Raw genomic sequence first — 22,915 nt, 5'->3', positions numbered from 1 at the left:
GCGCCATGGTGCGCACTCCTCTGACTCCGGAAGAACGCAGGCGCGGCGAGCGGCTCGGCGGGCTGCTCCGCGAGGCGCGGGGCGACCGCAGCATGGCCGCGGTGGCGGCCGGCGCCGGCATCTCGCCGGAGACCCTCCGCAAGATCGAGACCGGACGGGCGCCCACCCCGGCGTTCTTCACGGTGGCCGCGCTGGCCGGGGAGCTGGGGCTGTCGCTGGACGACCTGCTGAGGCGGTGCCCGCCGGAAGTGCCGCTGGCCGCCTGACCCGCGGGCGCCGCCGAGCCGCCGCGCCGCCGCGCGGCCGCCTGTGTGTCTCCTCCCGTGTCGCGCCCGCCGGTCCGGAGCCTCGGGTTCCGCGCGGCCGGTGCTGTGCCGCCGGTCCTCGCGTCCGGCCGTGGGTGCTGTGTGCCCGCGAGCCGGGCCGCCCACAGCGGTGCCCCCGGCCCGCGCCGACCGGCCCGACTGCTGTTGCGGGTCGCCGCCCCAAGGTGTCCCGGACGCGAGCACGGGGGCGCCCTGCGCGAAGGGGACGCAGGTGTTCCGCACGGAACGGCACGTGAACGTCCCGCAGGGAACGGCACGTGAACGTCCCGCACGCAGGCTACGCGGACGTCCCGCACGCCCTCCGCGCCACCGGGGCCGCCGCCGGACCGGTGCTCCTGCGTTCCCGCGTTCCTCGCCGCCCGGCCGGTCCCGGCGTCCCCGTGCCCCCGCCCCGTCCCCACCCGCCCTCCGGCCCCCTTCTCCGGCTCACCCACCGGAGTGCGAAACGCCGGGGACACCCCGGTCCGTATGACGATGGTCTTGGCAAGGGCGTCCGAGAGGCTTACGTTCGTCCCTCTACGACCGTTTCTACGGGCGTAGAGGCGCTGACCCCGCGTCGAAGGAGCAGCTCATGGCCAACGTCGTACGCGCCGCCCTGGTCCAGGCGACCTGGACCGGCGACACCGAGTCCATGCTGGCGAAACACGAGGAGCACGCCCGGGAGGCGGCCCGGCGGGGCGCGCGGATCATCGGGTTCCAGGAGGTCTTCAACGCCCCCTACTTCTGCCAGGTCCAGGATCCGGAGCACTACCGCTGGGCGGAGCCGGTGCCCGACGGGCCGACCACCCGCCGCATGCGGGAGCTGGCCCGGGAGACCGGCATGGTGATCGTGGTGCCGGTGTTCGAGGTGGAGCAGTCGGGCTTCTACTACAACACCGCCGCCGTGATCGACGCCGACGGCACCGTCCTCGGCAAGTACCGCAAGCACCACATCCCGCAGGTCAAGGGCTTCTGGGAGAAGTTCTACTTCAAGCCCGGCAACCTCGGCTGGCCCGTCTTCGACACCGCCGTCGGCAAGGTCGGCGTCTACATCTGCTACGACCGGCACTTCCCCGAGGGCTGGCGTCAACTCGGACTCGGCGGAGCACAGTTGGTCTACAACCCCTCGGCCACGCACCGCGGGCTGTCGTCCCACCTGTGGCAGCTGGAGCAGCCGGCCGCCGCCGTCGCCAACGAGTACTTCGTCGCCGCCATCAACCGCGTCGGCCAGGAGGAGTACGGGGACAACGACTTCTACGGCACCTCCTACTTCGTCGACCCGCGCGGCCAGTTCGTCGGGGACGTCGCCAGCGACCGCGAGGAGGAACTCGTCGTCCGGGACCTGGACTTCGACCTCATCGAGGAGGTGCGGCAGCAGTGGGCCTTCTACCGCGACCGCCGCCCCGACGCCTATGAGGGGCTGGTGCTGCCGTGAACGACGACCTGCTGGGCCGCCACCGGGCGGTGCTCCCCGACTGGCTGGCCCTCTACTACGACGAGCCGCTGGAGATCACCCACGGCGAGGGACGCCACGTCTGGGACGCCCGCGGCAACCGCTACCTGGACTTCTTCGGCGGCATCCTCACCACCATGACCGCCCACGCCCTGCCCGAGGTGACCAAGGCGGTCGCCGACCAGGCCGGGCGGATCGTGCACTCCTCCACCCTCTACCTCAACCGGCCGATGGTGGAACTCGCCGAGCGCATCGCCAAGTTGAGCGGCATCCCGAACGCCCGGGTGTTCTTCACGACCTCCGGCACCGAGGCCAACGACGCCGCCCTGCTGCTGGCCACCACCTACCGGCGCAGCAACACGGTTCTCGCGATGCGCAACAGCTACCACGGCCGTTCCTTCAGCGCCGTCGGCATCACCGGCAACCGCGGCTGGTCCCCGACGTCGATGTCCCCGCTGCAGACCCTCTACGTCCACGGCGGCGTCCGCGGCCGGGGGCCGTTCGCGGCGCTCGACGACTACGACTTCGTCGCCGCCTGCGTCGACGACCTGAAGGACCTCCTCGGCCACACCCGCCCGCCCGCCGCACTGATCGCCGAACCGATCCAGGGCGTCGGTGGTTTCACCTCACCCCCCGACGGGCTGTACGCGGCGTTCCGCGAGGTGCTGGACCGGCACGGCATCCTGTGGATCTCCGACGAGGTGCAGACCGGCTGGGGCCGCACCGGGGAGCACTTCTGGGGCTGGCAGGCCCACGGCCGCAACGGACCGCCCGACATGCTGACCTTCGCCAAGGGCATCGGCAACGGCATGTCCATCGGCGGTGTCGTCGCCCGCGCCGAGATCATGAACTGCCTGGACGCCAACAGCATCTCGACGTTCGGCGGAACCCAGATCACCATGGCCGCCGGCCTCGCCAACCTGACCTACCACCTCGAACACGACCTCCAGGGCAACGCCCGTCGGGTCGGCGGACTGCTCATCGAACGGCTGCGGGCCGCCGCGGCCCACGTGCCGCACGTCCGGGAGGTGCGCGGACGCGGCCTGATGATCGGCATCGAGCTGACCCGGCCCGGCACCGACCACGCCGACCCGGAAGCCGCGTCCGCCGTGCTGGAGGCGGCCCGGGCGGGCGGACTGCTCATCGGCAAGGGGGGCGGTCACGACACGAGCTGCCTGCGCGTCGCCCCGCCGCTGTCCCTGAACGTGGCGGAGGCCGAGGAGGGCGCCGCGATCCTGGAGGACGCCCTGCGGAGCCTGCTGTGACCCCGCACGGCTCCGCGGCCCCGCCTCCCGCCCCGACGGCGCGGAGCCCGCTGTGACCCCGCACGGCTCCGCGTCCCCGCCCCCCGCCCCGACGGCGGCGCGACGCGACCACCGCGCCGACGCCCACCTTCCGCTCACCGTGCCCTGACCGTCCTCCCAGCCTCCTCGACCCGGCGGACGGGACCACCCGCCCGCGGGCCCGGGGGACCGCGCCGGGCCGCCCCCGGCGCACCGCACCGTCCGACCACGACCCAGCGGAGCGTGCACCCATGAGCCGTACCGTCATCCGGGATGGACTCGTCATCACCGCCTCCGACGAGATCCACGCCGACGTCCTGATCGAGGACGGCCGCATCGCCGCCCTCGCCGCCTCGGGCACCCCGGCCGCCGAGGCGTTCACCGCCGACCGGACCCTGGACGCCACCGGGAAGTACGTCCTCCCGGGCGGGGTCGACGCCCACACCCACATGGAACTGCCGTTCGGCGGCACCTTCGCCTCCGACACCTTCGAGACCGGTACCCGCGCCGCCGCTTGGGGCGGCACCACCACCGTCGTCGACTTCGCCGTGCAGAGCGTCGGCCGCCCCCTGCGCGAGGGACTCGATGCCTGGCACGCCAAGGCCGAGGGCACCTGCGCCGTCGACTACGGCTTCCACATGATCGTCTCCGACGTGACCGACGAGACGCTCAAGGAGATGGATCTGCTGGTGGGGGAGGGCGTCACCAGCTTCAAGCAGTTCATGGCCTACCCGGGCGTCTTCTACAGCGACGACGGCCAGATCCTGCGCGCCATGCAGCGCTCCGCCGACAACGGCGGCCTGATCATGATGCACGCCGAGAACGGCATCGCCATCGACGTCCTGGTCGAGCAGGCCCTGGCCCGCGGCGAGACCGACCCGCGCTACCACGGCGAGGTCCGCAAGGCGCTGCTGGAGGCCGAGGCCACCCACCGCGCCATCCGGCTCGCGCAGGTCGCCGGCGCCCCGCTGTACGTGGTGCACGTCTCCGCGGCCGAGGCGGTGGCCGAACTCGTCCGGGCCCGCGACGACGGCCTGAACGTCTTCGGCGAGACCTGCCCGCAGTACCTGTTCCTGTCCACCGACAACCTGGCCGAACCGGACTTCGAGGGCGCCAAGTACGTGTGCAGCACACCGCTGCGCCCCAGGGAGCACCAGGCGGCCCTGTGGCGGGGCCTGCGCACCAACGACCTCCAGGTGGTCTCCACCGACCACTGCCCCTTCTGCTTCACGGGCCAGAAGGAACTCGGCCGCGGCGACTTCTCCAAGATCCCCAACGGCCTGCCGGGCGTGGAGAACCGCATGGACCTGCTGCACCAGGCCGTCGTCGACGGGCACATCTCCCGCCGCCGCTGGATCGAGATCGCCTGCGCCACCCCGGCCCGGATGTTCGGCCTCTACCCGAAGAAGGGCACGATCGCCCCCGGCGCCGACGCCGACGTCGTCCTGTACGACCCGCGGGCCGAGCAGGTGCTCTCCGCCGAGACGCACCACATGAACGTCGACTACTCGGCGTACGAGGGCAAGCGGATCACCGGCCGCGTGGAGACCGTCCTCTCCCGCGGAGTGCCCGTCATCACCGAGCGGGAGTACACCGGGCGTGCCGGGCACGGCGCCTACCTCCCGCGTTCCACCTGCCAGTACCTCACCTAGGAGTGGTGCGCATGGACTTCGGACTCGTCCTGCAGACCGACCCGCCGGCCTCGCGGGTCGTCGAGCTGATGCAGCGCGCCGAGCGCAACGGGTTCAGCCACGGCTGGACCTTCGACTCCGCCGTGCTGTGGCAGGAACCCTTCGTGATCCACAGCCAGATCCTCGCGCACACCACGACCCTGACGGTCGGCCCGATGGTCACCAACCCCGGCACCCGCACCTGGGAGGTGACCGCCTCCACCTTCGCGACCCTCAACGACATGTTCGGCAACCGCACCGTCTGCGGCATCGGCCGCGGCGACTCCGCGATGCGGGTCGCCGGCCGCGCCCCCAACACCCTGGCCCGCATCAGCGACGCCATGAAGGTGATCCGCGCCCTCGCGAGCGGCGGGGAGGCCGACCTCGGCGGCGGCACCGTCGTCCGCTTCCCCTGGATCGGCCCCGACGCCCGCCTCCCGGTCTGGATGGCCGCCTACGGCCCGAAGGCGCTGAAGATGACCGGCGAGGAGGCCGACGGGTTCATCCTCCAGCTCGCCGACCTGTACCTCACCGAGTACATGGTGAAGGCCGTCAAGGACGCGGCCGTCGCCGCCGGACGCGACCCCGCCGAGGTCACCGTCTGCGTGGCCGCCCCCGCCTACGTCACCGCCGACGACTCGCCCGGGGCGCTCGCCCACGCCCGCGAGCAGTGCCGCTGGTTCGGCGGCATGGTCGGCAACCACGTCGCCGACCTGGTCTCCAGGTACGGCGCCGACGGCAGCGTCGTCCCGCACGAACTCACCGACTACATCACGTCCCGTCAGGGCTACGACTACTCCCACCACGGGCGCAGCGGGAACCCGGACACCCGGTTCGTGCCCGACGAGATCGTCGACCGGTTCTGCCTCATCGGCCCGCCCGAGAAGCACATCGAGAAGCTGAAGGCCCTCCGCGCGCTCGGTGTCGACCAGTTCGCCGTCTACGACATGCACGACGCGCAGGAGGCCGTCATCGACGCCTACGGCGAACGGATCATCCCGGCGCTGAAGGCTGAAGGCTGAAGGCTGAAGGCTGAAGGCTGAAGGCTGAAGGGCTGGAGAGCTGAGGCGCTGACGAGGGTGACGGGCTGACGAGGGTGACGAGGGTGACGGGCTGACGAGGGTGACGGGCTGACGGGCTGACGGGGGCAACGGGCCGACCGGGCGCCGCACGGACGGTCGGGTGCCCGGCCGGCCCGGGCCGGCGGAATCAGTCTCCGGTGCCCTTCTGCAGGGCGGCCATCGCCTCCTTGGCGGCCTTGATGGCGCCCTTGTTGATCTCGTCCGTGCTCGGCGCCTTCTTCGACTCGAAGTCACTGCCGTTGTACGTCACGATCACCAGGGCGTTGGAGGCGCGGGCCAGCACCACGCCCTCCCGCGTCTCCTGCTTGTTTTCGGTGGTCAGGTTCACCACGGAGTAAGCTTCCTCACCGAGCCCGGGGACGGCGCCGCCGCCGCTCTTGTCGTCCACCCGGCCCGCGTAACTGCGCTCGGCCGCCTCGTCGGACGCCAGCACCTCGTAGGACACGTCGAGCCAGCGGTACTCGTAGCCCTTGAGCGCGTTCCACGAACAGGTGCGGCGCAGCTCGGAGTCGGTGGAGGCGATCTCCTTGCCGGCCGTCTTGGCGCCCGGGACGAGGGACTTGATGCTCTTGGACGCCAGGGCGTCACAGGGCGCGGGCGCGCTCTCGTACGTCTTCGACTCCTGGGTCGTCGACGGGCCCGGTTCGGACCGGCTCTGGGTCCGGGTCTCTTCGACCGGCTTGTTCTCGGCAGCCTGCGGTGCCGCCAGGGGTCCGGACGACAACGCCCAGCCGGCCGCGGCGAGGACGACCACCGGGGACAGACGTGCGGTGAGGGCGAGCGGCAGAGGCAAGGAACGCACGGCGCACTTCTCGTGGGGGACGGTGCGGAAGGGGCCCGCACTGCGGACGGGACGGCCAGTCTCACACGAGTCCCGGTGGGGCGGAAGGGCGAACTCGTTCCGTAGGGGAGCGGTGACAGCAACGGACCGAACCGTGCCCCGTTGCATCCCCTTTGACCCGTGAACGGCCGGTTCCCGCCTCCGCCACTCGCCCGCGGGCCGGTCAGGGCACCCGGGCGGTCCACTCCGGCGAGGAGAACTTCGTCCGCGCCAGCTCCGCGGCCCGGGACAGCTCCTCGTCGGTCACCTTGCCCGCTCCGAGACCGTACCGCTCCCGGAAGGAGTCGATCATCCGCTCGATGACGGCCTCGCGGGGCAGTCCGGTCTGCCGGCGCAGCGGGTCCACCCGCTTCTTCGCACTGCCGGTGCCCTTGTCGGACAGCTTCTCCTTCCCGATGCGCAGCACATCGGTCATCTTGTCCGCGTCGATGTCGTAGGCCATCGTCACGTGGTGCAGCACCGCGCCCGGACCGCCGCCGGGCCCCACCAGCCGTTTCTGCGCGGCACCGGCGATCTTGCCCTGGTCGGTCGCGATGTCGTTCAGCGGCTGGTACCACGCCCGGATCCCCATGTCACCGAGAGCTCCCACCACCCAGTCGTCCAGGTAGGCGTAGCTGTCCTGGAAGGACAGCCCCTGCACCAGCGACTCGGGCACCGAGAGGGAGTACGTGATCGTGTTGCCGGGTTCGACGAACATCGCGCCGCCGCCGGAGATCCGGCGGACCACCTCGATGCCGTGGCGGCGCGCACCCTCGGCGTCCACCTCGTTGCGCAGGGACTGGAAGCTGCCGATGATCACCGCCGGGCGGCCCCACTCCCACACCCGCAGCGTCGGCGGACGGTTCCCCGCGGCGACCTCGGCGGTCAGCACCTCGTCCAGGGCCATGTGCAGCGCGGGGTCCTGCGGGGCCTCGTGGATCAGCTGCCAGTCGTAGTCGGTCCAGTCGGTGGCGTGCGCGAGCGCCCGGCGCACGGCGATGCCGATGCCCTCCGAGGTCAGCCCGTACATCACGGTCCCCGCGGGCAGCGCCGCGTCGATCCGTGCCGCCAGCCCGGCGGCGTCCGTCCCGGCCGGGGCGCCCTCCAGCGCGCTGTTCACGGCGTCCAGGGCCTCGTCCGGCTCCAGGAAGAAGTCGCCCGCCACGCGCACCCGGCGCAGCACCCCGTCCGCCACGTCGACGTCCACCACGACCAGCTTGCCGCCGGGGACCTTGTATTCACCGTGCACGTTCGACGTCCTTCCCTCCGGCCGCTCGCTGCCCCTCTGGCCCGGCCGTCCAGGTCAACGCCGGACGGGGACGGGCTGTTCCCGGCGGTCCCACCGGCGTCCGGGGCCGACGTCGTCGTGACGCCGGCCCCTTCTGCGCCCGTGTGCCGGTGGGGCGGCCACGGTCAGGCGTGGAGCAGCAGGTCCAGCTCCGCCGGGTGGCCCCTCACGTCCTCGCGCCGCGGTGGCGCGTCGGGCAGCTCGAAGGACCATCGATGGGCGGGAGCGCAGCCGAACGCACTGTCGAACAGCGTCGGAAGGGAGAGTTCGGCACTGTGCGCCGAATCCCACACCAGCGCGAGCCCGCACAAGTCGGCGGCGGGGTCCGTGATCCACCGGCCGGTCCGCAGGCCGGGGAAGGGGAACGCCGGGTCGAACGGGCCCTGTTCCGCCGACCGGTCCCGGTCGTTCCGGGAGCGGTGCGGTCGTAGGGCGTCGGCCGGGGCGGTGCGCCGCTTGTCCCACCAGGCGATGACGACGTGCATGGGGCCTCCAGTGCAACCAGCGTGTAGGGGGTCGGGGTGTCGCCGTTGACACCGTGGGCGTGCAGGCGGTCCGGTGTGGTCAGAGCTGTGATCCGCCGGTGGCGTCGATGACCTGTCCGGTCACCCAGCGGGCGTCGTCGGAGGCGAGGAACGCGACCACGTCGGCCACGTCCTCGGGACGCCCGACCCTGCCGAGCGCCGACAGGTCCGCCGCGGACCTCTGGGCCGCCTCGTTGCCGCGCAGCCAGGTGGCGTTCATGTCGGTGTCGATGATGCCGGGCGCGACCGCGTTGACCGTGATGCCCCGTGGGCCGAGCGTCTTGGCCAGGGTGAGGGTGAAGGCGTCCACGGCCCCCTTCGTCATGGCGTACGCGATGATGTCGGTGAGCGCGATCCGGGTCGCCCCGGAGGAGACGTTGATGATCCGCGCGCCGTCGTGCAGGCGCTTGAGCCCCTGCTGGGTGAGGAAGAAGGGCGCGCGCATGTTGACGGCGACGGCCGCGTCGAACGCCTCGGCGGTGGTCTCCTCGATCTCCCCGCGCGGGGTGATGCCGGCGTTGTTGACCAGGATGTCGAGGCCGGCACCGTCCGCGTGCTCCAAAACCTGCCGGTCGTAGCCTTCCCAGAGGGTCGCCACGCCCTCGGGGCCGCTCAGGTCGGCCCGCACGGCGAACGCCCTCCCGCCCCCGGCGCGGACGCTGCCGACGACCTCGTCGGCGGCAGCGGCGTCGCGGCCGTAGTGCACCGCCACCAGCGCGCCCTCCGCGCCGAGGCGCTCGGCGACCGCGCGCCCGATTCCCCGGCTGCCGCCCGTGACCAGTGCCGTCCGGCCCGTCAGAGCACCCATGACCTCTCCTCTTCGTGTCGCGTCAGCAATGTGTAGCGATCGCTACGCAATGAGGTTACATCAATTTCCTAGCGATCGCTGTAAAATTCAGGGATGACCACGACCAAACGCGGCAGACCGCGGAGTTTCGACCGGGAGGCGGCCCTCCGTCAGGCCACGCTCCTGTTCTGGCAGCACGGTTACGAAGGCACGTCCGTCGCGGACCTGACCGCGGCCATGGGCATCTCGCCGCCGAGCCTCTACGCGGCCTTCGGCGACAAGCGCACCCTGTTCAACGAGGTCGTCGAGCGCTACGGCGGCAGCTTCGGCGCCTTCATGGACCAGGCGCTGGACCAGGAGAGCGACCCGCGTACCGGGTTCGCCAGAATGCTGGACGAAGCGGCGGTGTCCTACACCGCGCCGGACCATCCCGCGGGCTGCCTGATCATCACCGCGGCGGCCAACTACTCGCCCCAGACGGCCGACGTCGAACAGGACCTGCGCGCCCGCAGAGTGGCCAACGTCCGCTCCTTCGAGGAGCGGCTGGCACGCGCGAAGGACGGCGGGGCGCTCGCCGAGGAGGCCGACGTGCGCGCGCTGGCGGTCTACTTCGCGGCAGTGATCCAGGGGATGTCGCAGCAGGCCCGCGACGGGGCGACCACGGAGGAGCTCCGGCGCACGGCCGCGTACGCCATGTCGGCCTGGCCCGAGCCGGAGGCCTGAGGGACGTCCCGCACCCGCGGGAAGGCCCCGGGTGCGGGGCGTCCCCCACGCACGGTGGCCGGAGGTACGCGGGGGAGGGCGGTCGCGGCCTCAGGGCGCCGGGGGCTCGTCCTCCGCCCGGCACAGGCGCGCCGCCACATGCGCGTATCTCTCGTTGTAGCGCAGTGCCCGGAACTCGGCCGACAGCTCGCGGTCGAGCGTGCGACGTGCGTGGGTCCAGAGGTGGGCGCCGGCGGCGGTGGCCGTGAACCGGCCGGCCCGGCGGTCGCAGGGCCAGGCCACCCGGACCGCCCGGCCCTGCTCCTCCAGCCGGGCGAGCACCCGGCTCGCGGACGAGACGCTCACTCCGAGCCGTCCGGCGACCCCGCTCACCGACAACGGCGCGGGTGAGCTCCTCGCGAGCTGCCCGAGCGCCATCAACGCCCCCAGGCCGATGTTGTGACGGTGTGTCAGCACCCGGTCCAGTTTTCCCTCCAGCAGGGAGTACATGGGCACCATCCGCTCCCACAACCGCGAGGTGAAATCGGCGTCCGCGTCGGGAGCGCCCTCGTCGTGCGTCTCGGTCACGTGGACTGTCCTCGGTTCGTCGGGTCCGAGCCCCGGTGGGGCTCTGCTGCACCGGGCATGGCGTCAGGGCAGCAGGACGAGCTTGCCCCGCACGCCCCCGGCCGCCAGCAGCCGGTGGGCCTCGGCCGCGTCCGCGAAGCCGAGCCGGCGTGCCGTGCGCAGCCGCAGCTCCCCGGCGTCCACGAGGGCGCAGAGCGTGGCGAGGTCGGCGCCGCTCTGTTCGACGTAGGAGACCGCCACCTCGATGCCGCGTTCCGGCGTGGGCACCCGGGTGGGGACGATCGAGACGGCGCGCCCGCCGTCCCGCACGGCGGTGATGGCACGGGGCAGTCCGGCCGTCTCCAGCAGGCCGTCGACTCCGGCGTCGGGGAGGCACCGCTCGTCCACCACCCGTTCGGCACCCAGAGCGCGCGCCTGCTCCGCCTCCCGGGCGGACCGGATGTGGGCCACCACCGTCAGGCCACGCCGTCGGGCGAGCTGGACGGCGAGACCGCCGACCGCCCCGAGAGCGCCGGTGATCAGCACCGAGGACCTCTCGGGCAGGGCCAGGAGGCCGAGGGCCTGCCAGGCCGTCAGACCGGCCAGGGGCAGTCCGGCCGCGTCGGACAGCGGGACCGAGGACGGAGCGTGGGCGATCGCGTCCGCCGGCAGGGCCACGCTCTCGGCGTGGGTTCCCCGTCCGGTCGCCAGCTGGGCGGACATGGCCACGACGTGGTCGCCCACGGCGAAACCGGTGACCGCCTCGCCCACGGCGGTGACGGTGCCGGCCAGGTCCCAGCCGAGGATCATGGGCGGGCCGCTCGGGGTGCGCTCGGTGTGGAGGCCGGCCCGGGTCTGGAGATCGACGGGGTTGACCGCGACGGCGGCGCTCCGGACGAGGACGCCGTCCGGCCCCGGGCCGTCGGGCTCCGGGACCTCGCGGACCGTCAGGACCTCCGGCCCGCCGTACGTGGTCAGGACCACGGCGCGCATATGTCTGCTCGCTTTCGTAGGGGGTGCGGCGCGCCGCCGTCACGGCGCGCCGCCGGTCGTCAGGGGCGGGTGAGTTCGGGCACCCGAGGCGGCAGCCGGCCGGACACGGAGGCGGAGAGCCCCCGGACCGAGACCAGACGCGCCGTGGGGGAGTCCGCCGTGATCCGGGCCCGGCACTCCTGCGGCACCAGGGCCAGCTGTCCCGCGCGCACGGTGTGCTCGCCGGAGGGCGTTGTCAGGCGCAGCACGCCCTCCAGCACGAGCAGCGCCTCCTCCACTCCGTGCCCGGGGTGCGTGGTGAGGACCGAGCCGCGGGGGAGCAGCCAGTGCTCCGCGGCCTCGCACTCGCTGTGCAGCATGCCCCTGCGCACCAGGCAGGTCCAGGCCGCCTCGGCCTCGCCTCCCGCCTCGGTGCCCACCGCGGTGCGCACCGCCTCGGACGTCGTCGTGAGGATCACGCGACCTCCTCGGCGCGTTCGGGGACGGCCAGCGTCACGATCAGCAGACGCAGCGGAGCCGCTGCCTCGACGGTGGTCGAGGTGGCCGCGCCCAGGGTCAGGCAGGTGTCGGCCACCAGCTCGGCCGCGTCCGCTCCCGAGGCGGCCCGGCCCTCGCCGCTGTGCACGAACACGGCGAGTTCCGCGTCGGGCGAGCCCAGCACCGTGCGTTGGCCGGCGTCGAGTTCGACGACCTCCACCCGGCGCAGCGGCCCGCTGAAGACACCGTCGGTGGAGACGGTCCGCTCCTTGAACAGGTCGTGGATGACGACATCGCCCATGGGGGTAACTCCTGGATGGGTGTGGCCGGTCGAGGACAGCACGGCGCGGGTGCCGGGCGAGAGGGTTTCGATGACCCACCAGTCGAGGTCGGCCTCGCCGGTGTTGCGCAGCCCGTGCACGTTCCCGGGGGCGGTCAGCGCGAGGGACCCCGGCCCCACCCGGTGGGCGGCGCCGTTGAAGAGGAACTCGCCCTGTCCGCGCAGCACGAGGTAGATCTCCTCGGTACGGGTGTGACGGTGTTCCCCGCTGAGGCCGCCCGGCGGGACGGACGCCCACTCCACCGCCTCGGAGGGGGAGTCGAGTTGGCGGCGGCCGGCGAAGCACTTCCAGCGGGTGCGCCCGGCGGCGCCGTGCACGCCGTGGACCGTGGCGGCACCGGTCACGGTACCGATCGAGCGGAACGCCCGGGGCGCTGCGCCGGCCGGGGCGGCGACCATCGTCCCGGGTCGCGCGGGGGATGCCGAGGTCATCGCGCGACCCCGGCGGCGAGCCCGGCGAGCGCCTCGGCCGCCGCCTCGAGTTCGGCCTCGGTGACGTCGTTGACGAACACGGCGCTGCCGATCCCCACCGGCAGTGGCAGCCGCTGCTTGCCGTCGCGGTGGCGCACGGTGTCGCGCAGGGCGTCCATCAGCACGTCGGCCGTGCACAGGGGATGCCAGGCCGGCAGCCCCAGCCGTTCCATCACGGCGAGCACGCGTTCCCGCTGGTAGGCGCTGACCAGCCCGCGCTGCTCGGCCATCACGGTGGTGAGCGCCATGTCGACGGCCACGGCCTCCCCGTGCAGCAGGGCGGGGAGGGCGTGCATCTCGATGGTCGGGCTGAACGTGTGGCCGTAGTCGACGACGCGTTCCAGCACCTTCTCCCAGAGGTTCGGCTGGAGTTCCTCCAGCATCCCGTGGATGGCCCGCTCGGTCACCTCCGTCGCGGGATCGAGGTGCAGGCCCCGGGCGGCGAGGCGCTGCTCCACCGGGGCGTCCGCAGGGGTGGGGCCCACGCCTGCGGGGCTCTGCAGCTTGGTGCGCAGGAGGTCGGCCCCGTGCTGTTCCAGCAGGTCGAACAGTCGCGCGTCCTTGATCAGGGCGATCTTCAGGATCTCGGACAGTCCGTTGCTGATGTGCCGGGTGTCGAGGGTGGCCAGGAACGAGCGGTCCAGCAGGGTGCGGTCCGCGGGGAAGTAGGTGCCCAGCCGGTTCTTGTGTCCGTTGTGGTTGACCCCGGTCTTCGCGCCGACGCCGGCGTCCACGAGGCCGATCAGGGTGGTGGGGATGCGGATGAACGGTGTGGAGCGGCGGTAGAGACTGGCGGCGAAACCGACGATGTCCATGAGGACGCCCCCGCCGATGGCGATGACGGGCTCACGGCGGCGGTCGACGCCGAAGTCGTCGAGCGCCTCGGCGACCCGCAGCACGGCGTCCATCGACTTGTGCGTCTCGCCGTCGTCCAGCACGAGCAGGCGGTGGTCGACGCCGTGGTGATCGAAGTAGGCGTGGATCCGCTCCCCGTACAGGGACGCGACGACCCGGTCGGTGACGACGAAGCGGCGGCGGGGCCCGGTGCCCGAAGTCCCCTCCAGAATCGCGGAGTTCGCCGGGTCCAGCAGGTTGTCGCAGGCCTGGATCTCGTACTGCACCGGATTGCTGGTCTGCACCGACCAGTGGGTGACCGGGCTGCCCACGGCGAAGAGGCCGTCGTTGGTCGCTGTGGTCTGGGTTCGTTGCTGCATCAGACTTCTGCCTCCGGCGAAGAGTCTCGATCCGGGTGCTCGGAGCATCCGGTCGGGGCAGTTCTCTCACGTGTCGGCATCGCGGCCCTCCGGGCCGTCCGCACGCACTTCGGTCACCGTGTCGTGACCCGCCCCCGTTGTCGGCAGCGACCCTGACACAGGAGTCATTGCGCACGCAAGGACATCTCTCCGTGGTGGGGGTGGGTGATGGCTGGATCCGGACGCCTTCCGCGCGCCAAGGCGTACTGGCCTGCTGGTTCACAGCAGGGGCGGCCTTCAGGGATGCCCGGAAGAGATGGTTTCGATGCATGCCTGCGCAAGGACGTCCGGCCTGTTTTCCGCTCTGTCAGGCCCGCGCGGAGGGGCGGGGACGGGGACGCCCCCGCCGAGGGGCGGGGGCGTGAGTGGGGCGGCCGGGTCAGCGGTCGAGGGTGGGGGCGTACCGCAACCGGGCGACGACGGAACTGGTCCGGCTGTCCATGGAGGCGACCTCCAGTGCCATGCCCACCTCCCGCCGGAAGAGGCCCCCTATGTCCGCGACCAGGTCGCGGCCCGCGTCGGTGACGCGGACCACCACGCCCCGGCGGTCCGTCGCGTGTGCCGCCTTCTCGACCAGGCTGCGGCCCTCCAGCCGCTGGACCGCACGGGTGGCGGACGACTGGTTGAGGCCGAGGAGCTGGGCGAGTTCGCTCATGCGGATGCCGGCCGGGTCACCGTTGCTCAGTGCCCGCAGGGCCAGGAAGTCGGTGAGGCCCAGTTCGAAGTCCTCGGACAGCCGTCTGTCCAGCGCGGTCCCGACCTCCGCGACGAGAACCGATAGTTGGCTCCACAGCTCGACACTGTCTTCCTTGCGCGTTCGCATGATGCCGCCTTCTTCAGGATGCCCCGGGATCCGCCGGCCGTCGGGGGAACCTTCCGGGCGCGGTGGGGGGAAACGGGCTCGGCGCGCGACAGCCGGCACCGCCGGTCCATGCCCAGAATACGAGACCGTTGAGGCCGGGGAAACCCCCGGTCAGCACGGGGTTTACATGCCCGGACAAGCAGATCCGCAGGTCCTTGAATTCGGTGACGATTCAAGCAACGTCTACAAGTGGTCCAAACGCCAGCTCAGGACTGTTGTGCGGGGCTACCTCCGGAGCGTCCGTCGGGGCGCGGTCCTTGCGTGCGCAATGACATTGTCGTACTGTCCCCTCGGTCGGTCCCGCTCGTCGGCATGTTCCGGCGTCGGGGCATCGATGTGCCGTGGTGTCCATCACCCGCCGCACGACAACAGGGGGAGACATGCTCAACACCGCCGCGTCGCCGGGGCATTTAGGCCTGCCCACCGCGCGGGCCGTCGACCACTACGCCTTCACGGTGCCGCGACTGGAGGAGGCCATCGCCTTCTTCACCGGCGTCCTCGGAGGGCGACTCTGCTACCGGGAAGGGCCGGTGGAGGACACCACCGGCGACTGGATGCGCCGGAAGCTCGGGGTTCACCCGAGGGCCCGGGCCCACGTCGCCCTCGTTCGGCTCGACACCTACACCAATCTCGAACTCTTCGAATACGACGCGCCGGACCAGCGCACTTCGCCGCCCGGCCCGAACGACGTCGGCGGACACCATCTCGCCCTGACGGTGACCGACCTGGAGACGGCCGAGCGGCAGCTGCGCCGGGCCGGCGCCGTCCGGCTGGGCCCCTCGGGGCCCGCCGACGGGAGCCGCCGCTGGTTCGCGACCCCCGTGGGTCTGCTGCTCTCCCTGGGCACCCCCGGCCGGCGGGACAGCCGCCTCTTCGCCCCCGGTCCCGCGGCGGGTGACGGTGCCGCCCGGCACGGCCTGGGGCCGTTCCGCGTCGAGCACGCCGGTTACACCGTCGCCGACCTCGACGCCGCCACGGCGTTCTTCACCACGGTGCTGGGCGCCGAACTCGTGGCCGGCCACGAGGGCACCCCGGAGCCGGACGACGGGCACCGGCCGCCCGGTGCCGAGCGGTGCCGCCAGGTCATGCTGCGCCTGGGGCCGACGGCCAACTGCCGGCTGACACAGTGCGCCGAGGGCGCGCTGCGGACCCGCCCCCCGCGCAACAGCGACGTCGGCGGTCACCACCTGGCCCTCTATGTCGACGACGTGGACGCCGCCGCGGCCCGCCTTCGCGAGCAGGAGGGCGTGACGCTGATGGGCGAACCCGAGACGATCCGCACGGGGCCCATCGCCGGCGACCGCTGGCTGTACTTCACCACACCGGCCGGCATCCAGATGGAGATCATCAACATGCCGGACGGCGCACTGCCGTACGAGAACCGGACCGAGGCCCGTCGTGCCACTCCCGGCGCCCTGCGCTGGCAGGACCGCCCCTGAGCGGTGCCGGCGCCGGTCCCTCCTGCCTGAACGTTTCCTCGCCGTATCCCGAGCCCTGTCACCCGGGCCGCTCCCGCCTGCGCCGGCGCCCCCGCGACCGGGGAGGGGCGGCGTCCCGGCGTGACGGCCCACACCCCTGAGGCAGCCTCCATGCATACGCTCCTTCCCCCGGCGGCCCGACCCCCCGGACGACCGGCCCGATCCTCCGCACCGCCGTACGGGACGACGCCCGGCACCGGGCTCTGGCTCGACTGCCGGCACCTCGCCCCGGATGCGGTGGCCGAGGCGCACGCGGCGGCACCGCACGCCGTCGACGACGTTCTGCCGCCGGCGACCGGGCGGGCGACCGCCGAGTACCGGTCGCGGGGCGGTGTCGTGATCACGGGCCCCGTGCACGGGCCCGCCGCGGCCCGACGACTCCTGCGGAGACTGCTGACCGCGCGGGCGATCGCGGGCCAGGCCCCCCGGTACCTCGTGGAATATCCCGCCCCCGCGGTCGACGCCCTGGTCAACGCCGGTCTCGACCGGATCGGCGGGTGGGAGGCCAAGGCCATGCGCGACCGGGCCGGTGTCGCCGGAGCCCACCTGCTGCACGACGCGCTGCGTCGCGAACTGGACTCGCCACAGTGGCTGCGGGCCCTCGACCGCGGACGGCCCGCTCCCGGCCTGCTGGTGTCCACCCGGCCGATGGCCGGCCCGGACCGGGGCGCAGGGTACGCGCGGCAGTGCCTGCTCCCCGGGACGGCCGTCGCCCTGACCCCCGGAGCGCTGCGGAGCTTCACGGCCGACGATGACGCCGTACTGCGGCCCTCCGTCGACCTGGAGGAGGCCCGTCGCGTCGTGCGGGTCCTCGACTGGTTCGGCATCCGTCTCGACGCACTGCACGCTCCGGAGGCCCCGGCGGCCTCGTCCCGCTGTTCCTGCTCGTCCCGCTGACCTTCCGGGCGCGCCCCGGACGGGTTCCGAGGACGCACACCCGGACGGCGTGCACCGCACCTTCCGCGTCCTCCTTCATTCCCTTTCATCCCGTTTCCCGAGGAATGCACTCATGCCTTCATCAGCTCCCCACCCCTCAGCCCCCGCCTCCCCGTCTCCCGCGACCGCCCCGGACCGGCGAGCCGGAACCGCCGACGGGGTACGCGTGCAGCGCAGAACCTTCCTGTCCGGCACGGCCGCCGTGGGCGGTGCCCTCGCGGTCACCGCGGCCGGTCTGAGCCCCGCCCTCGCGGCCGAACCGGTCCGGCGCCCCGGCACCCGAGGCGCCGGACCCGTCACCGTCCGCCCGGACGACCGGCGCTACGCCGATCTCCGCCGCGGCACCAACCAGCGATGGGTCGGCAGCCCGGAGAGGATCGTCCTCGCCGAGACCACCGCCGATGTCGTCGCGGCCGTGCAACGGGCCGTCGACTCCGGCAGACGCCTGGCCGTCCGCAGCGGCGGCCACTGCTACGAGGACTTCACCACCAGCCGGGACATCGAGGTCGTCCTCGATCTGTCCCGCATGGACGGCATCTCCTACGACCGCGACCGCCGGGCCTTCTCCGTCCAGCCCGGCGCGCCCCTCGGCCGGGTCTACGACCGCCTCTACAAGGGCTGGGGTGTGTACCTCCCGGCCGGCAACTGCCCCACGGTCGCGGCGGGAGGCCACATCCAGGGCGGCGGCTACGGGTCCATGAGCCGGCGCGACGGCCTCGCCGTCGACCACCTGTACGGCATCGAGATCGTGGTCGTGGGGGCGGACGGCACCGCCCGCACGGTCGTGGCCACGCGCGAGCCCGACGACCCCCACCGGGAGCTGTGGTGGGCGCACACCGGAGGGGGCGGGGGGAACTTCGGTGTCGTCACCCGGTACTGGCTGCGTTCGCCCGGAGCGACGGGGAACGATCCGGCCGCACAACTGCCCACCCCGCCGCGCGAGGTGTGGCTGAGCGAGGTCGCCTGGCCGTGGGACCGGCTGTCCGAGGCACGCTTCGCGCGACTGATGCGCAACCACGGTGACTGGCACACCCGCAACAGCGGGCCCGACTCCCCTTACACCGCGCTGTTCAGCCAGCTCAAACCGTTCCACAGGTCGGCCGGAGCGGTCGTCCTCGACTCGCTGGTGGACGCCGGCGCCCCCGACGCCGAGGGGATGCTGCGACGCTACGTGTCCGCGGTCGGGGAGGGACTCGGGATCCGGCCCCAGGTCCGCCAGCACCGGCGGATGCCGTGGCTGCACGCCACGCACTGGTCCGGGTTCACCGGCCCCGACCCCACGATCCGCTTCAAGGGCAAGTCCGTGTACGCGCGGCGCACCTACACGGACGCGCACATCGCGGCCGCCTACCGCCACCTGACGCGTGACGACTTCGACAACCCCGGCGCGCTCCTGATGATCGCGTCGTACGGGGGAGCGGTGAACCGCGTCGCTCCCGACGCCACCGCGGTACCGCAGCGTGACTCCGTGCTCAAGTACCAGGTCGTCTCGCTGTGGGACGACGCGGCCGACGACGCGGCCAACATCGCCTGGGTGCGGGAGTGCTACCGCGACATGTTCGCCGCCACCGGTGGCGTACCGGTGCCGAACCGGACCACCGACGGCTGCTTCGTCAACTACGCCGACGCCGACCTGGGCGACCCGCGCTGGAACAGCTCGGGAGTGCCCTGGCACGACCTCTACTACAAGGACGGCTACCGGCGGCTGCAGCAGGTCAAGGCTGCCTGGGACCCCACCGGGTTCTTCCGGCACGCCCAGTCCGTCCGCCCCGTGTGACCCCTCCGGCCCGGCACCGCCGGCCGGCCCTCCCCACCGGGCGACACCGCCCCACCGACCCCCTGCCGAGGTGATCTTCGTGTCCACTGCTCCGGCCGCGCCGGAACGCTCCTCCCGGCTGCCCTCACTGACCGGACTGCGCTTCTTCGCAGCCTTCCTCGTCTTCCTGTTCCACCTTTCGCTGCTCGACGCCTACTCCACCGACGGGGAGGGCAACGGGCCGTTCGCGTCCGCCCTCCGCAACGGCGGATGGGCCGGTGTCACCTTCTTCTTCATCCTGAGCGGATTCGTCCTGACCTGGTCCGTCCGCGACGGCGACACCACCCGCGCCTTCTGGGGACGCCGCCTGGCCAAGATCCTCCCCAACCACGTCGTGACCTTCTTCCTCGCCCTGGCCTCCTACGCTTACGTGTCGGCCACCTGGGGTCAGGGCATCCCCAACTTCCTGCTGCTGCAGGCGTGGATACCCCGCGACGACGTCTTCTTCAGCATCAACAACCCCAGTTGGTCGCTCTCCTGCGAACTGGTCTTCTACCTGCTGTTCCCGGTCCTGCACCGGTGGGTGTCCCGGATCCGCGCCGACCGGCTGTGGTGGTGGGCGGCGGGAACGGCGGCGGTCATCGTCCTGCTCCCCCTCGCCGCCCAACTTCTGCCCACAGGTGAGAGGTTCGGCCCGAACCACGCCAACTCCCCGCTGTACGGGCACTCGATCACCCAGATGTGGTTCGTCTACATCTTCCCGCCCATCCGGGTGCTCGACTTCCTGCTCGGCATCCTGATGGCCCGTATCGTGCTGTCCGGCCGGTGGATCGGCCTCGGCGCCCGGCCCGCACTGGCCCTCACGGCCGCCGCGTACGCGGTGAGCCTCGGCGTCCCCTTCCTCTTCTCCCTCAACGCCGTCGTCGTCGTCCCGTTCGCCCTGTTCATCGCGGCCGTGGCGGCCCGCGACGCCCGGGGCCGGCCCACCGCGGTGAGCGGGCGGGTGTGCGTGTGGCTCGGTGAGGTGTCCTTCGCCTTCTACCTCGTCCACCAGATCCTGCTGTCCGTCACGCAGGAACGGTTCGGGTTCCGGGAGGCGGACTCACTCGGCGAGGCCGTCGGCGTGGCGCTGCTGGCCGCCGCCGTGAGCCTCCTGCTGGCCTGGCTGCTCTACATCGGCGTCGAGCGGCCCGTCATGCGGGCGTGGGGGCGCCGGAGTCGGACGGCACGTGGGACCGAGCCGCCGGAGCCCGCCCGCCCCACGCCGGACGACACCGACCGTCCCGTCACCGTGGGCACGACCTGACGCAGCCGCCGCCCCGGCGCGGCGCCCCCGACGGGGCCCCGGTGTCCGCGGGCACGGGTCCGGCGCTCCACCCCACGCGCCGGACCCGTGCCCCGCGGGCCTCCGGGACGACCCCTCGCCGGGCGGGACCGCCGGAGGCGACGAGGAAGGAGACCTCCATGCCCCTGCCCGTCTTCGCGATGATGGCCTGTACCTTCTGCATCGGCACCGCCGAGAGCGTCATCGCCGGCATCCTGCCGTCCATCGCGCGGGACGTCGGCGTCTCCCTCTCCTCGGTCGGCCTGCTGATCAGCGCATACGCCCTCGCGGTCGTCCTGGCCGGCCCGCTGGTCACCGCGGCCACGGCAGGGCTCAGCCGTGCCGTCCTCATGCCCGCCCTGATGCTCGTGTTCGTCCTGGGCAACGCGCAGGCGGCACTGGCCCCCGGTTTCGGCTGGCTGATGGCGGGCCGAGTGGTGAGCGCCGTCGTCCACTCCACCCTCATCGCGGTCTTCGTGGCCACGGCGCGCGACATGGCGCCCCCGGAACGCAGAGCGGCCTGGGGGGCCAAGGTCACCCTGGGCATCGGACTGTCGAGCGTGGCCGGTGTTCCCGTCGGAACCCTGGTGGGGGAGGCCTTCGGATGGCGCGCCACCTTCTGGTCGCTCGCCGGGCTGAGCCTGGCCGCCACCGTTCTGCTCACCCGTTGCACCGTGCCCGAGGCCGTGCCGCGCAGGCCGGAGGCGTCCGGCGCGGACCGACGGCGCACACCGGCCCTGCCGGGTCCCGTCCTTCTCGTCGCGCTGGTGATCACCCTGGGCACGGCAGGGGTGTTCGCCCTCTACACCTACGCCTCGCCCTACCTCACGCAGGCCGTGGGCATCGACCCGCGGGCCGTCACCGTCCTGCTGCTGCTCTACGGGGCCGGCGGCGTCGTCGGCAACTCGCTCGGCGGCAGGGCGGCGGACCGCTTCCCCCACGCGTCGGTGCCCGTGACCCTGGGCACGGCCACGGCGGGACTCCTCCTGCTCGCAGTGCCACCCGGCAACGGGTGGGTCGTCGCCGCGCTGTTCTGCCTGCTGGGAGCGGCGTACTTCGCCGGCATCCCGGCACTCAACACGCGCATCGTGGCCGCCGCGGGGTCCTCGTCCCCCACCATGGCGCTGACCGTCAACAACTCGGCCTTCTGCGTCGGCATCGCCCTGGGGAGCTGGCTCGCCGGCCTCCTGCTCTCCCGTGGCCACGGCCTGCCGTCCGTCGCCGCCGCGGGCGCGGCGCTGTCCGCGGCAGCCTGGGTGCTCTCCCTCGCGCGTCCCGGTGGCCGGGGCGGGCGGAGGACGACCGAAGCGGCGGCCGTCGGCACGTCCGCGAGCCTCCCGGAGACCTCCCCCGCGGGCGGACACCGCCCCCGCCCCACCGGCCGGCGGGAGCACGAGGAGCACCTGTGCACGCCCCCGCCGTCTTGACCCCCGCAGCCTGACCCCCGCCGTCCGACTCGGCCGGCCGGTCCGTGCGGTCGCCCGTCGCCGCCGGGTCGCTGTGCCGCCGTGCCGCCGTCGCTGTGCCGTCGGCGCGGCCCTCCGGCATCGGCCGGCCCGGGTGCGAACGAACCCCGGTCCGCCTGCCCCGCAGGGCGGGCGGACCGGGGCCGGGCGGTCGTTCAGGAACTCACGGCTTGCGGGCCAGGCCGCCGTGCTCGGCGATCAGCCCCGGGGCGGGGCCGTCCGGGTCCGGGCGCCACTCGGTCACCGGGACCACACCGGGCTCCACCAGTTCCAGACCGTCGAAGAACGCCGTGATCTCGTCCACGGTCCGCAGCACGTAGGGGGCGGCGCCGCTCTCGTTGTACGCGTCCTGGGCCTGCTCGAACTCCGGGTCGATGCCCCGCGACCCGTCGTTGATCGACAGGTAGCTGCCCGAGGGGAGCCCGGCCATCAGCCGGGTGACGATCCCGCGCGCCTGGTCGTAGTCCGGGATGTGGCCCAGGATGTTGCTCAGGATCAGCGCCGTGGGACGGCTGAGGTCCAGCGTCTTCGCCGCCGCCTCGAGCACCCGCTCCGGGTCGTGCACGTCCGAGTCGACGTACGCCGTCGCCCCCTCGGGCGTCGAGTACAGCAGCGCGCGGGCGTGCGCCAGCACCATCGGGTCGTTGTCGACGTAGACGATCCGGGTCTCCGGGGCCAGGCGCTGCGCGACCTCGTGCGTGTTGTCGGCCGTCGGCAGACCCGTGCCGACGTCGAGGAACTGCCGGATGCCCGCCTCCTCGACCAGGTACGTGATGTTGCGGCGCAGGAACGCGCGGCTGCTGCGGGCGATGGTGACGATGCCGGGGAACACGGCGGTGTAGGCGTCACCGGCCTGCTCGTCCACCGGGTAGTTGTCCTTGCCGCCCAGCCAGTAGTTCCAGATGCGTGCCGAGTGCGGCACCGAGGTGTCGATGTTCTGCTGCGAAGGTCCGGGCGGGGTAGCGGGGTCGCTCATGGGTACGGTCCATCTCTCAGCCGAGGCGCGGGTGATCGAGCACAACCTATGCCCCAACGGGGAGGGTGTGCACTTCAGTTCGCACACTCCGCGGGTCGCGTC

The 22,915-nt window shown here is 72.7% G+C and carries 22 protein-coding genes; 11 read left to right on the top strand and 11 right to left on the bottom strand.

Annotated features, from left to right (window positions below):
- The first annotated feature begins 5 nt into the window (after positions 1-5).
- The 5 genes from AB0F01_RS15350 (at position 6) to AB0F01_RS15330 (ending at position 5,733) form a co-directional block, all read left to right on the top strand.
- The gene (locus AB0F01_RS15350; RefSeq protein WP_362094786.1) at positions 6-266 is read left to right on the top strand and encodes a helix-turn-helix transcriptional regulator; all 261 of its coding nucleotides are present in this window, start codon (positions 6-8) and stop codon (positions 264-266) included.
- A 631-nt stretch (positions 267-897) separates the two neighbouring features.
- Positions 898-1,740 (top strand): nitrilase-related carbon-nitrogen hydrolase, encoded by an 843-nt coding sequence (locus tag AB0F01_RS15345; protein WP_362094783.1) that lies wholly within the window; start codon positions 898-900, stop codon positions 1,738-1,740.
- Positions 1,737-3,023 carry an aspartate aminotransferase family protein gene (locus AB0F01_RS15340; RefSeq protein ID WP_362094780.1) on the top strand — a complete coding sequence of 429 codons (1,287 nt, stop codon included), beginning with the start codon at positions 1,737-1,739 and terminating at the stop codon, positions 3,021-3,023. The genes AB0F01_RS15345 and AB0F01_RS15340 overlap by 4 nt, the downstream gene beginning before the upstream one ends.
- A gap of 269 nt (positions 3,024-3,292) precedes the next feature.
- Positions 3,293-4,693: a dihydropyrimidinase gene (hydA, locus tag AB0F01_RS15335; protein ID WP_362094777.1), complete on the top strand. Its 1,401-nt coding sequence runs from the start codon at positions 3,293-3,295 to the stop codon at positions 4,691-4,693.
- Positions 4,694-4,704: 11 nt separating this feature from the next.
- Positions 4,705-5,733: a TIGR03842 family LLM class F420-dependent oxidoreductase gene (locus AB0F01_RS15330; protein ID WP_362094774.1), complete on the top strand. Its 1,029-nt coding sequence runs from the start codon at positions 4,705-4,707 to the stop codon at positions 5,731-5,733.
- A gap of 187 nt (positions 5,734-5,920) precedes the next feature.
- Here the strand turns inward: AB0F01_RS15330 and AB0F01_RS15325 are convergent, their stop codons facing one another.
- From AB0F01_RS15325 to AB0F01_RS15310, 4 genes are all read right to left on the bottom strand, one after another.
- Positions 5,921-6,595: a hypothetical protein gene (locus tag AB0F01_RS15325; RefSeq protein WP_362094772.1), complete on the bottom strand. Its 675-nt coding sequence runs from the start codon at positions 6,593-6,595 to the stop codon at positions 5,921-5,923.
- A 202-nt stretch (positions 6,596-6,797) separates the two neighbouring features.
- The gene (locus tag AB0F01_RS15320; RefSeq protein ID WP_362094769.1) at positions 6,798-7,862 is read right to left on the bottom strand and encodes a biotin/lipoate A/B protein ligase family protein; all 1,065 of its coding nucleotides are present in this window, start codon (positions 7,860-7,862) and stop codon (positions 6,798-6,800) included.
- 164 nt (positions 7,863-8,026) lie between these two features.
- Positions 8,027-8,386: a hypothetical protein gene (locus AB0F01_RS15315; RefSeq protein ID WP_362094766.1), complete on the bottom strand. Its 360-nt coding sequence runs from the start codon at positions 8,384-8,386 to the stop codon at positions 8,027-8,029.
- 79 nt (positions 8,387-8,465) lie between these two features.
- Positions 8,466-9,233 carry an SDR family oxidoreductase gene (locus tag AB0F01_RS15310; protein ID WP_362094764.1) on the bottom strand — a complete coding sequence of 256 codons (768 nt, stop codon included), beginning with the start codon at positions 9,231-9,233 and terminating at the stop codon, positions 8,466-8,468.
- A gap of 93 nt (positions 9,234-9,326) precedes the next feature.
- Between AB0F01_RS15310 and AB0F01_RS15305 the strand changes: the two genes are divergently transcribed.
- Complete coding sequence (locus tag AB0F01_RS15305; RefSeq protein ID WP_362094761.1) at positions 9,327-9,935, top strand: TetR/AcrR family transcriptional regulator; 609 nt, start codon at positions 9,327-9,329, stop codon at positions 9,933-9,935.
- A 90-nt stretch (positions 9,936-10,025) separates the two neighbouring features.
- Here AB0F01_RS15305 and AB0F01_RS15300 read toward each other — a convergent pair whose 3' ends face one another.
- From AB0F01_RS15300 to AB0F01_RS15275, 6 genes are all read right to left on the bottom strand, one after another.
- Complete coding sequence (locus tag AB0F01_RS15300; RefSeq protein WP_362094758.1) at positions 10,026-10,502, bottom strand: MarR family transcriptional regulator; 477 nt, start codon at positions 10,500-10,502, stop codon at positions 10,026-10,028.
- Between the two features lie 63 nt (positions 10,503-10,565).
- Entirely contained in the window at positions 10,566-11,474 is a 909-nt protein-coding gene (locus AB0F01_RS15295; protein WP_362094755.1) for an NADP-dependent oxidoreductase, read from the bottom strand.
- 59 nt (positions 11,475-11,533) lie between these two features.
- Positions 11,534-11,932, bottom strand: a complete 399-nt coding sequence (locus AB0F01_RS15290) for a hypothetical protein (RefSeq protein ID WP_362094752.1) — start codon at positions 11,930-11,932, stop codon at positions 11,534-11,536.
- Positions 11,929-12,723, bottom strand: coding sequence for a cupin domain-containing protein (locus AB0F01_RS15285; RefSeq protein ID WP_362094749.1), 795 nt, complete (start codon positions 12,721-12,723; stop codon positions 11,929-11,931). The genes AB0F01_RS15290 and AB0F01_RS15285 overlap by 4 nt, the downstream gene beginning before the upstream one ends.
- Positions 12,720-13,976, bottom strand: coding sequence for a sedoheptulose 7-phosphate cyclase (locus AB0F01_RS15280; RefSeq protein WP_362094746.1), 1,257 nt, complete (start codon positions 13,974-13,976; stop codon positions 12,720-12,722). Before AB0F01_RS15280 ends, AB0F01_RS15285 begins: the two co-directional genes overlap by 4 nt.
- Before the next feature lie 418 nt (positions 13,977-14,394).
- Positions 14,395-14,838, bottom strand: coding sequence for a MarR family transcriptional regulator (locus AB0F01_RS15275; RefSeq protein WP_362094743.1), 444 nt, complete (start codon positions 14,836-14,838; stop codon positions 14,395-14,397).
- Between the two features lie 419 nt (positions 14,839-15,257).
- On the opposite strand from AB0F01_RS15275, the gene AB0F01_RS15270 reads away from it, so the two are divergent.
- The 5 genes from AB0F01_RS15270 to AB0F01_RS15250 all read left to right on the top strand — a co-directional run bounded on the left by AB0F01_RS15270 (position 15,258) and on the right by AB0F01_RS15250 (position 21,798).
- Positions 15,258-16,316, top strand: coding sequence for a VOC family protein (locus AB0F01_RS15270; protein ID WP_362094740.1), 1,059 nt, complete (start codon positions 15,258-15,260; stop codon positions 16,314-16,316).
- A gap of 276 nt (positions 16,317-16,592) precedes the next feature.
- Complete coding sequence (locus AB0F01_RS15265; RefSeq protein WP_362094737.1) at positions 16,593-17,252, top strand: hypothetical protein; 660 nt, start codon at positions 16,593-16,595, stop codon at positions 17,250-17,252.
- A gap of 205 nt (positions 17,253-17,457) precedes the next feature.
- Positions 17,458-19,068 carry an FAD-binding protein gene (locus AB0F01_RS15260; protein WP_362094734.1) on the top strand — a complete coding sequence of 537 codons (1,611 nt, stop codon included), beginning with the start codon at positions 17,458-17,460 and terminating at the stop codon, positions 19,066-19,068.
- A gap of 79 nt (positions 19,069-19,147) precedes the next feature.
- Positions 19,148-20,353 (top strand): acyltransferase, encoded by a 1,206-nt coding sequence (locus AB0F01_RS15255; protein ID WP_362094731.1) that lies wholly within the window; start codon positions 19,148-19,150, stop codon positions 20,351-20,353.
- Positions 20,354-20,511: 158 nt separating this feature from the next.
- Entirely contained in the window at positions 20,512-21,798 is a 1,287-nt protein-coding gene (locus tag AB0F01_RS15250; RefSeq protein ID WP_362094729.1) for an MFS transporter, read from the top strand.
- 202 nt (positions 21,799-22,000) lie between these two features.
- On the opposite strand, the gene AB0F01_RS15245 is transcribed toward AB0F01_RS15250, so the two are convergent.
- Entirely contained in the window at positions 22,001-22,813 is an 813-nt protein-coding gene (locus tag AB0F01_RS15245) for an SAM-dependent methyltransferase (protein WP_362094726.1), read from the bottom strand.
- Positions 22,814-22,915: the final 102 nt, after the last annotated feature.

Origin of the sequence: Streptomyces sp. NPDC029526, assembly GCF_040637405.1 — a bacterium.
Lineage (GTDB): Bacteria > Actinomycetota > Actinomycetes > Streptomycetales > Streptomycetaceae > Streptomyces.
This window is presented reverse-complemented; position numbering and strand designations above follow the sequence as displayed.

Bases quoted from the DNA above. Each gene is read 5' to 3' on its own strand.
- AB0F01_RS15275 (WP_362094743.1), bottom strand. From the start codon at position 14,838: ATGCGAACGCGCAAGGAAGACAGTGTCGAGCTGTGGAGCCAACTATCG.
- hydA (WP_362094777.1), top strand. From the start codon at position 3,293: ATGAGCCGTACCGTCATCCGGGATGGACTCGTCATCACCGCCTCCGAC.
- AB0F01_RS15315 (WP_362094766.1), bottom strand. From the start codon at position 8,386: ATGCACGTCGTCATCGCCTGGTGGGACAAGCGGCGCACCGCCCCGGCC.
- AB0F01_RS15245 (WP_362094726.1), bottom strand. From the start codon at position 22,813: ATGAGCGACCCCGCTACCCCGCCCGGACCTTCGCAGCAGAACATCGAC.
- AB0F01_RS15285 (WP_362094749.1), bottom strand. From the start codon at position 12,723: ATGACCTCGGCATCCCCCGCGCGACCCGGGACGATGGTCGCCGCCCCG.
- AB0F01_RS15250 (WP_362094729.1), top strand. From the start codon at position 20,512: ATGCCCCTGCCCGTCTTCGCGATGATGGCCTGTACCTTCTGCATCGGC.
- AB0F01_RS15280 (WP_362094746.1), bottom strand. From the start codon at position 13,976: ATGCAGCAACGAACCCAGACCACAGCGACCAACGACGGCCTCTTCGCC.
- AB0F01_RS15305 (WP_362094761.1), top strand. From the start codon at position 9,327: ATGACCACGACCAAACGCGGCAGACCGCGGAGTTTCGACCGGGAGGCG.
- AB0F01_RS15295 (WP_362094755.1), bottom strand. From the start codon at position 11,474: ATGCGCGCCGTGGTCCTGACCACGTACGGCGGGCCGGAGGTCCTGACG.
- AB0F01_RS15345 (WP_362094783.1), top strand. From the start codon at position 898: ATGGCCAACGTCGTACGCGCCGCCCTGGTCCAGGCGACCTGGACCGGC.
- AB0F01_RS15310 (WP_362094764.1), bottom strand. From the start codon at position 9,233: ATGGGTGCTCTGACGGGCCGGACGGCACTGGTCACGGGCGGCAGCCGG.
- AB0F01_RS15350 (WP_362094786.1), top strand. From the start codon at position 6: ATGGTGCGCACTCCTCTGACTCCGGAAGAACGCAGGCGCGGCGAGCGG.
- AB0F01_RS15330 (WP_362094774.1), top strand. From the start codon at position 4,705: ATGGACTTCGGACTCGTCCTGCAGACCGACCCGCCGGCCTCGCGGGTC.
- AB0F01_RS15270 (WP_362094740.1), top strand. From the start codon at position 15,258: ATGCTCAACACCGCCGCGTCGCCGGGGCATTTAGGCCTGCCCACCGCG.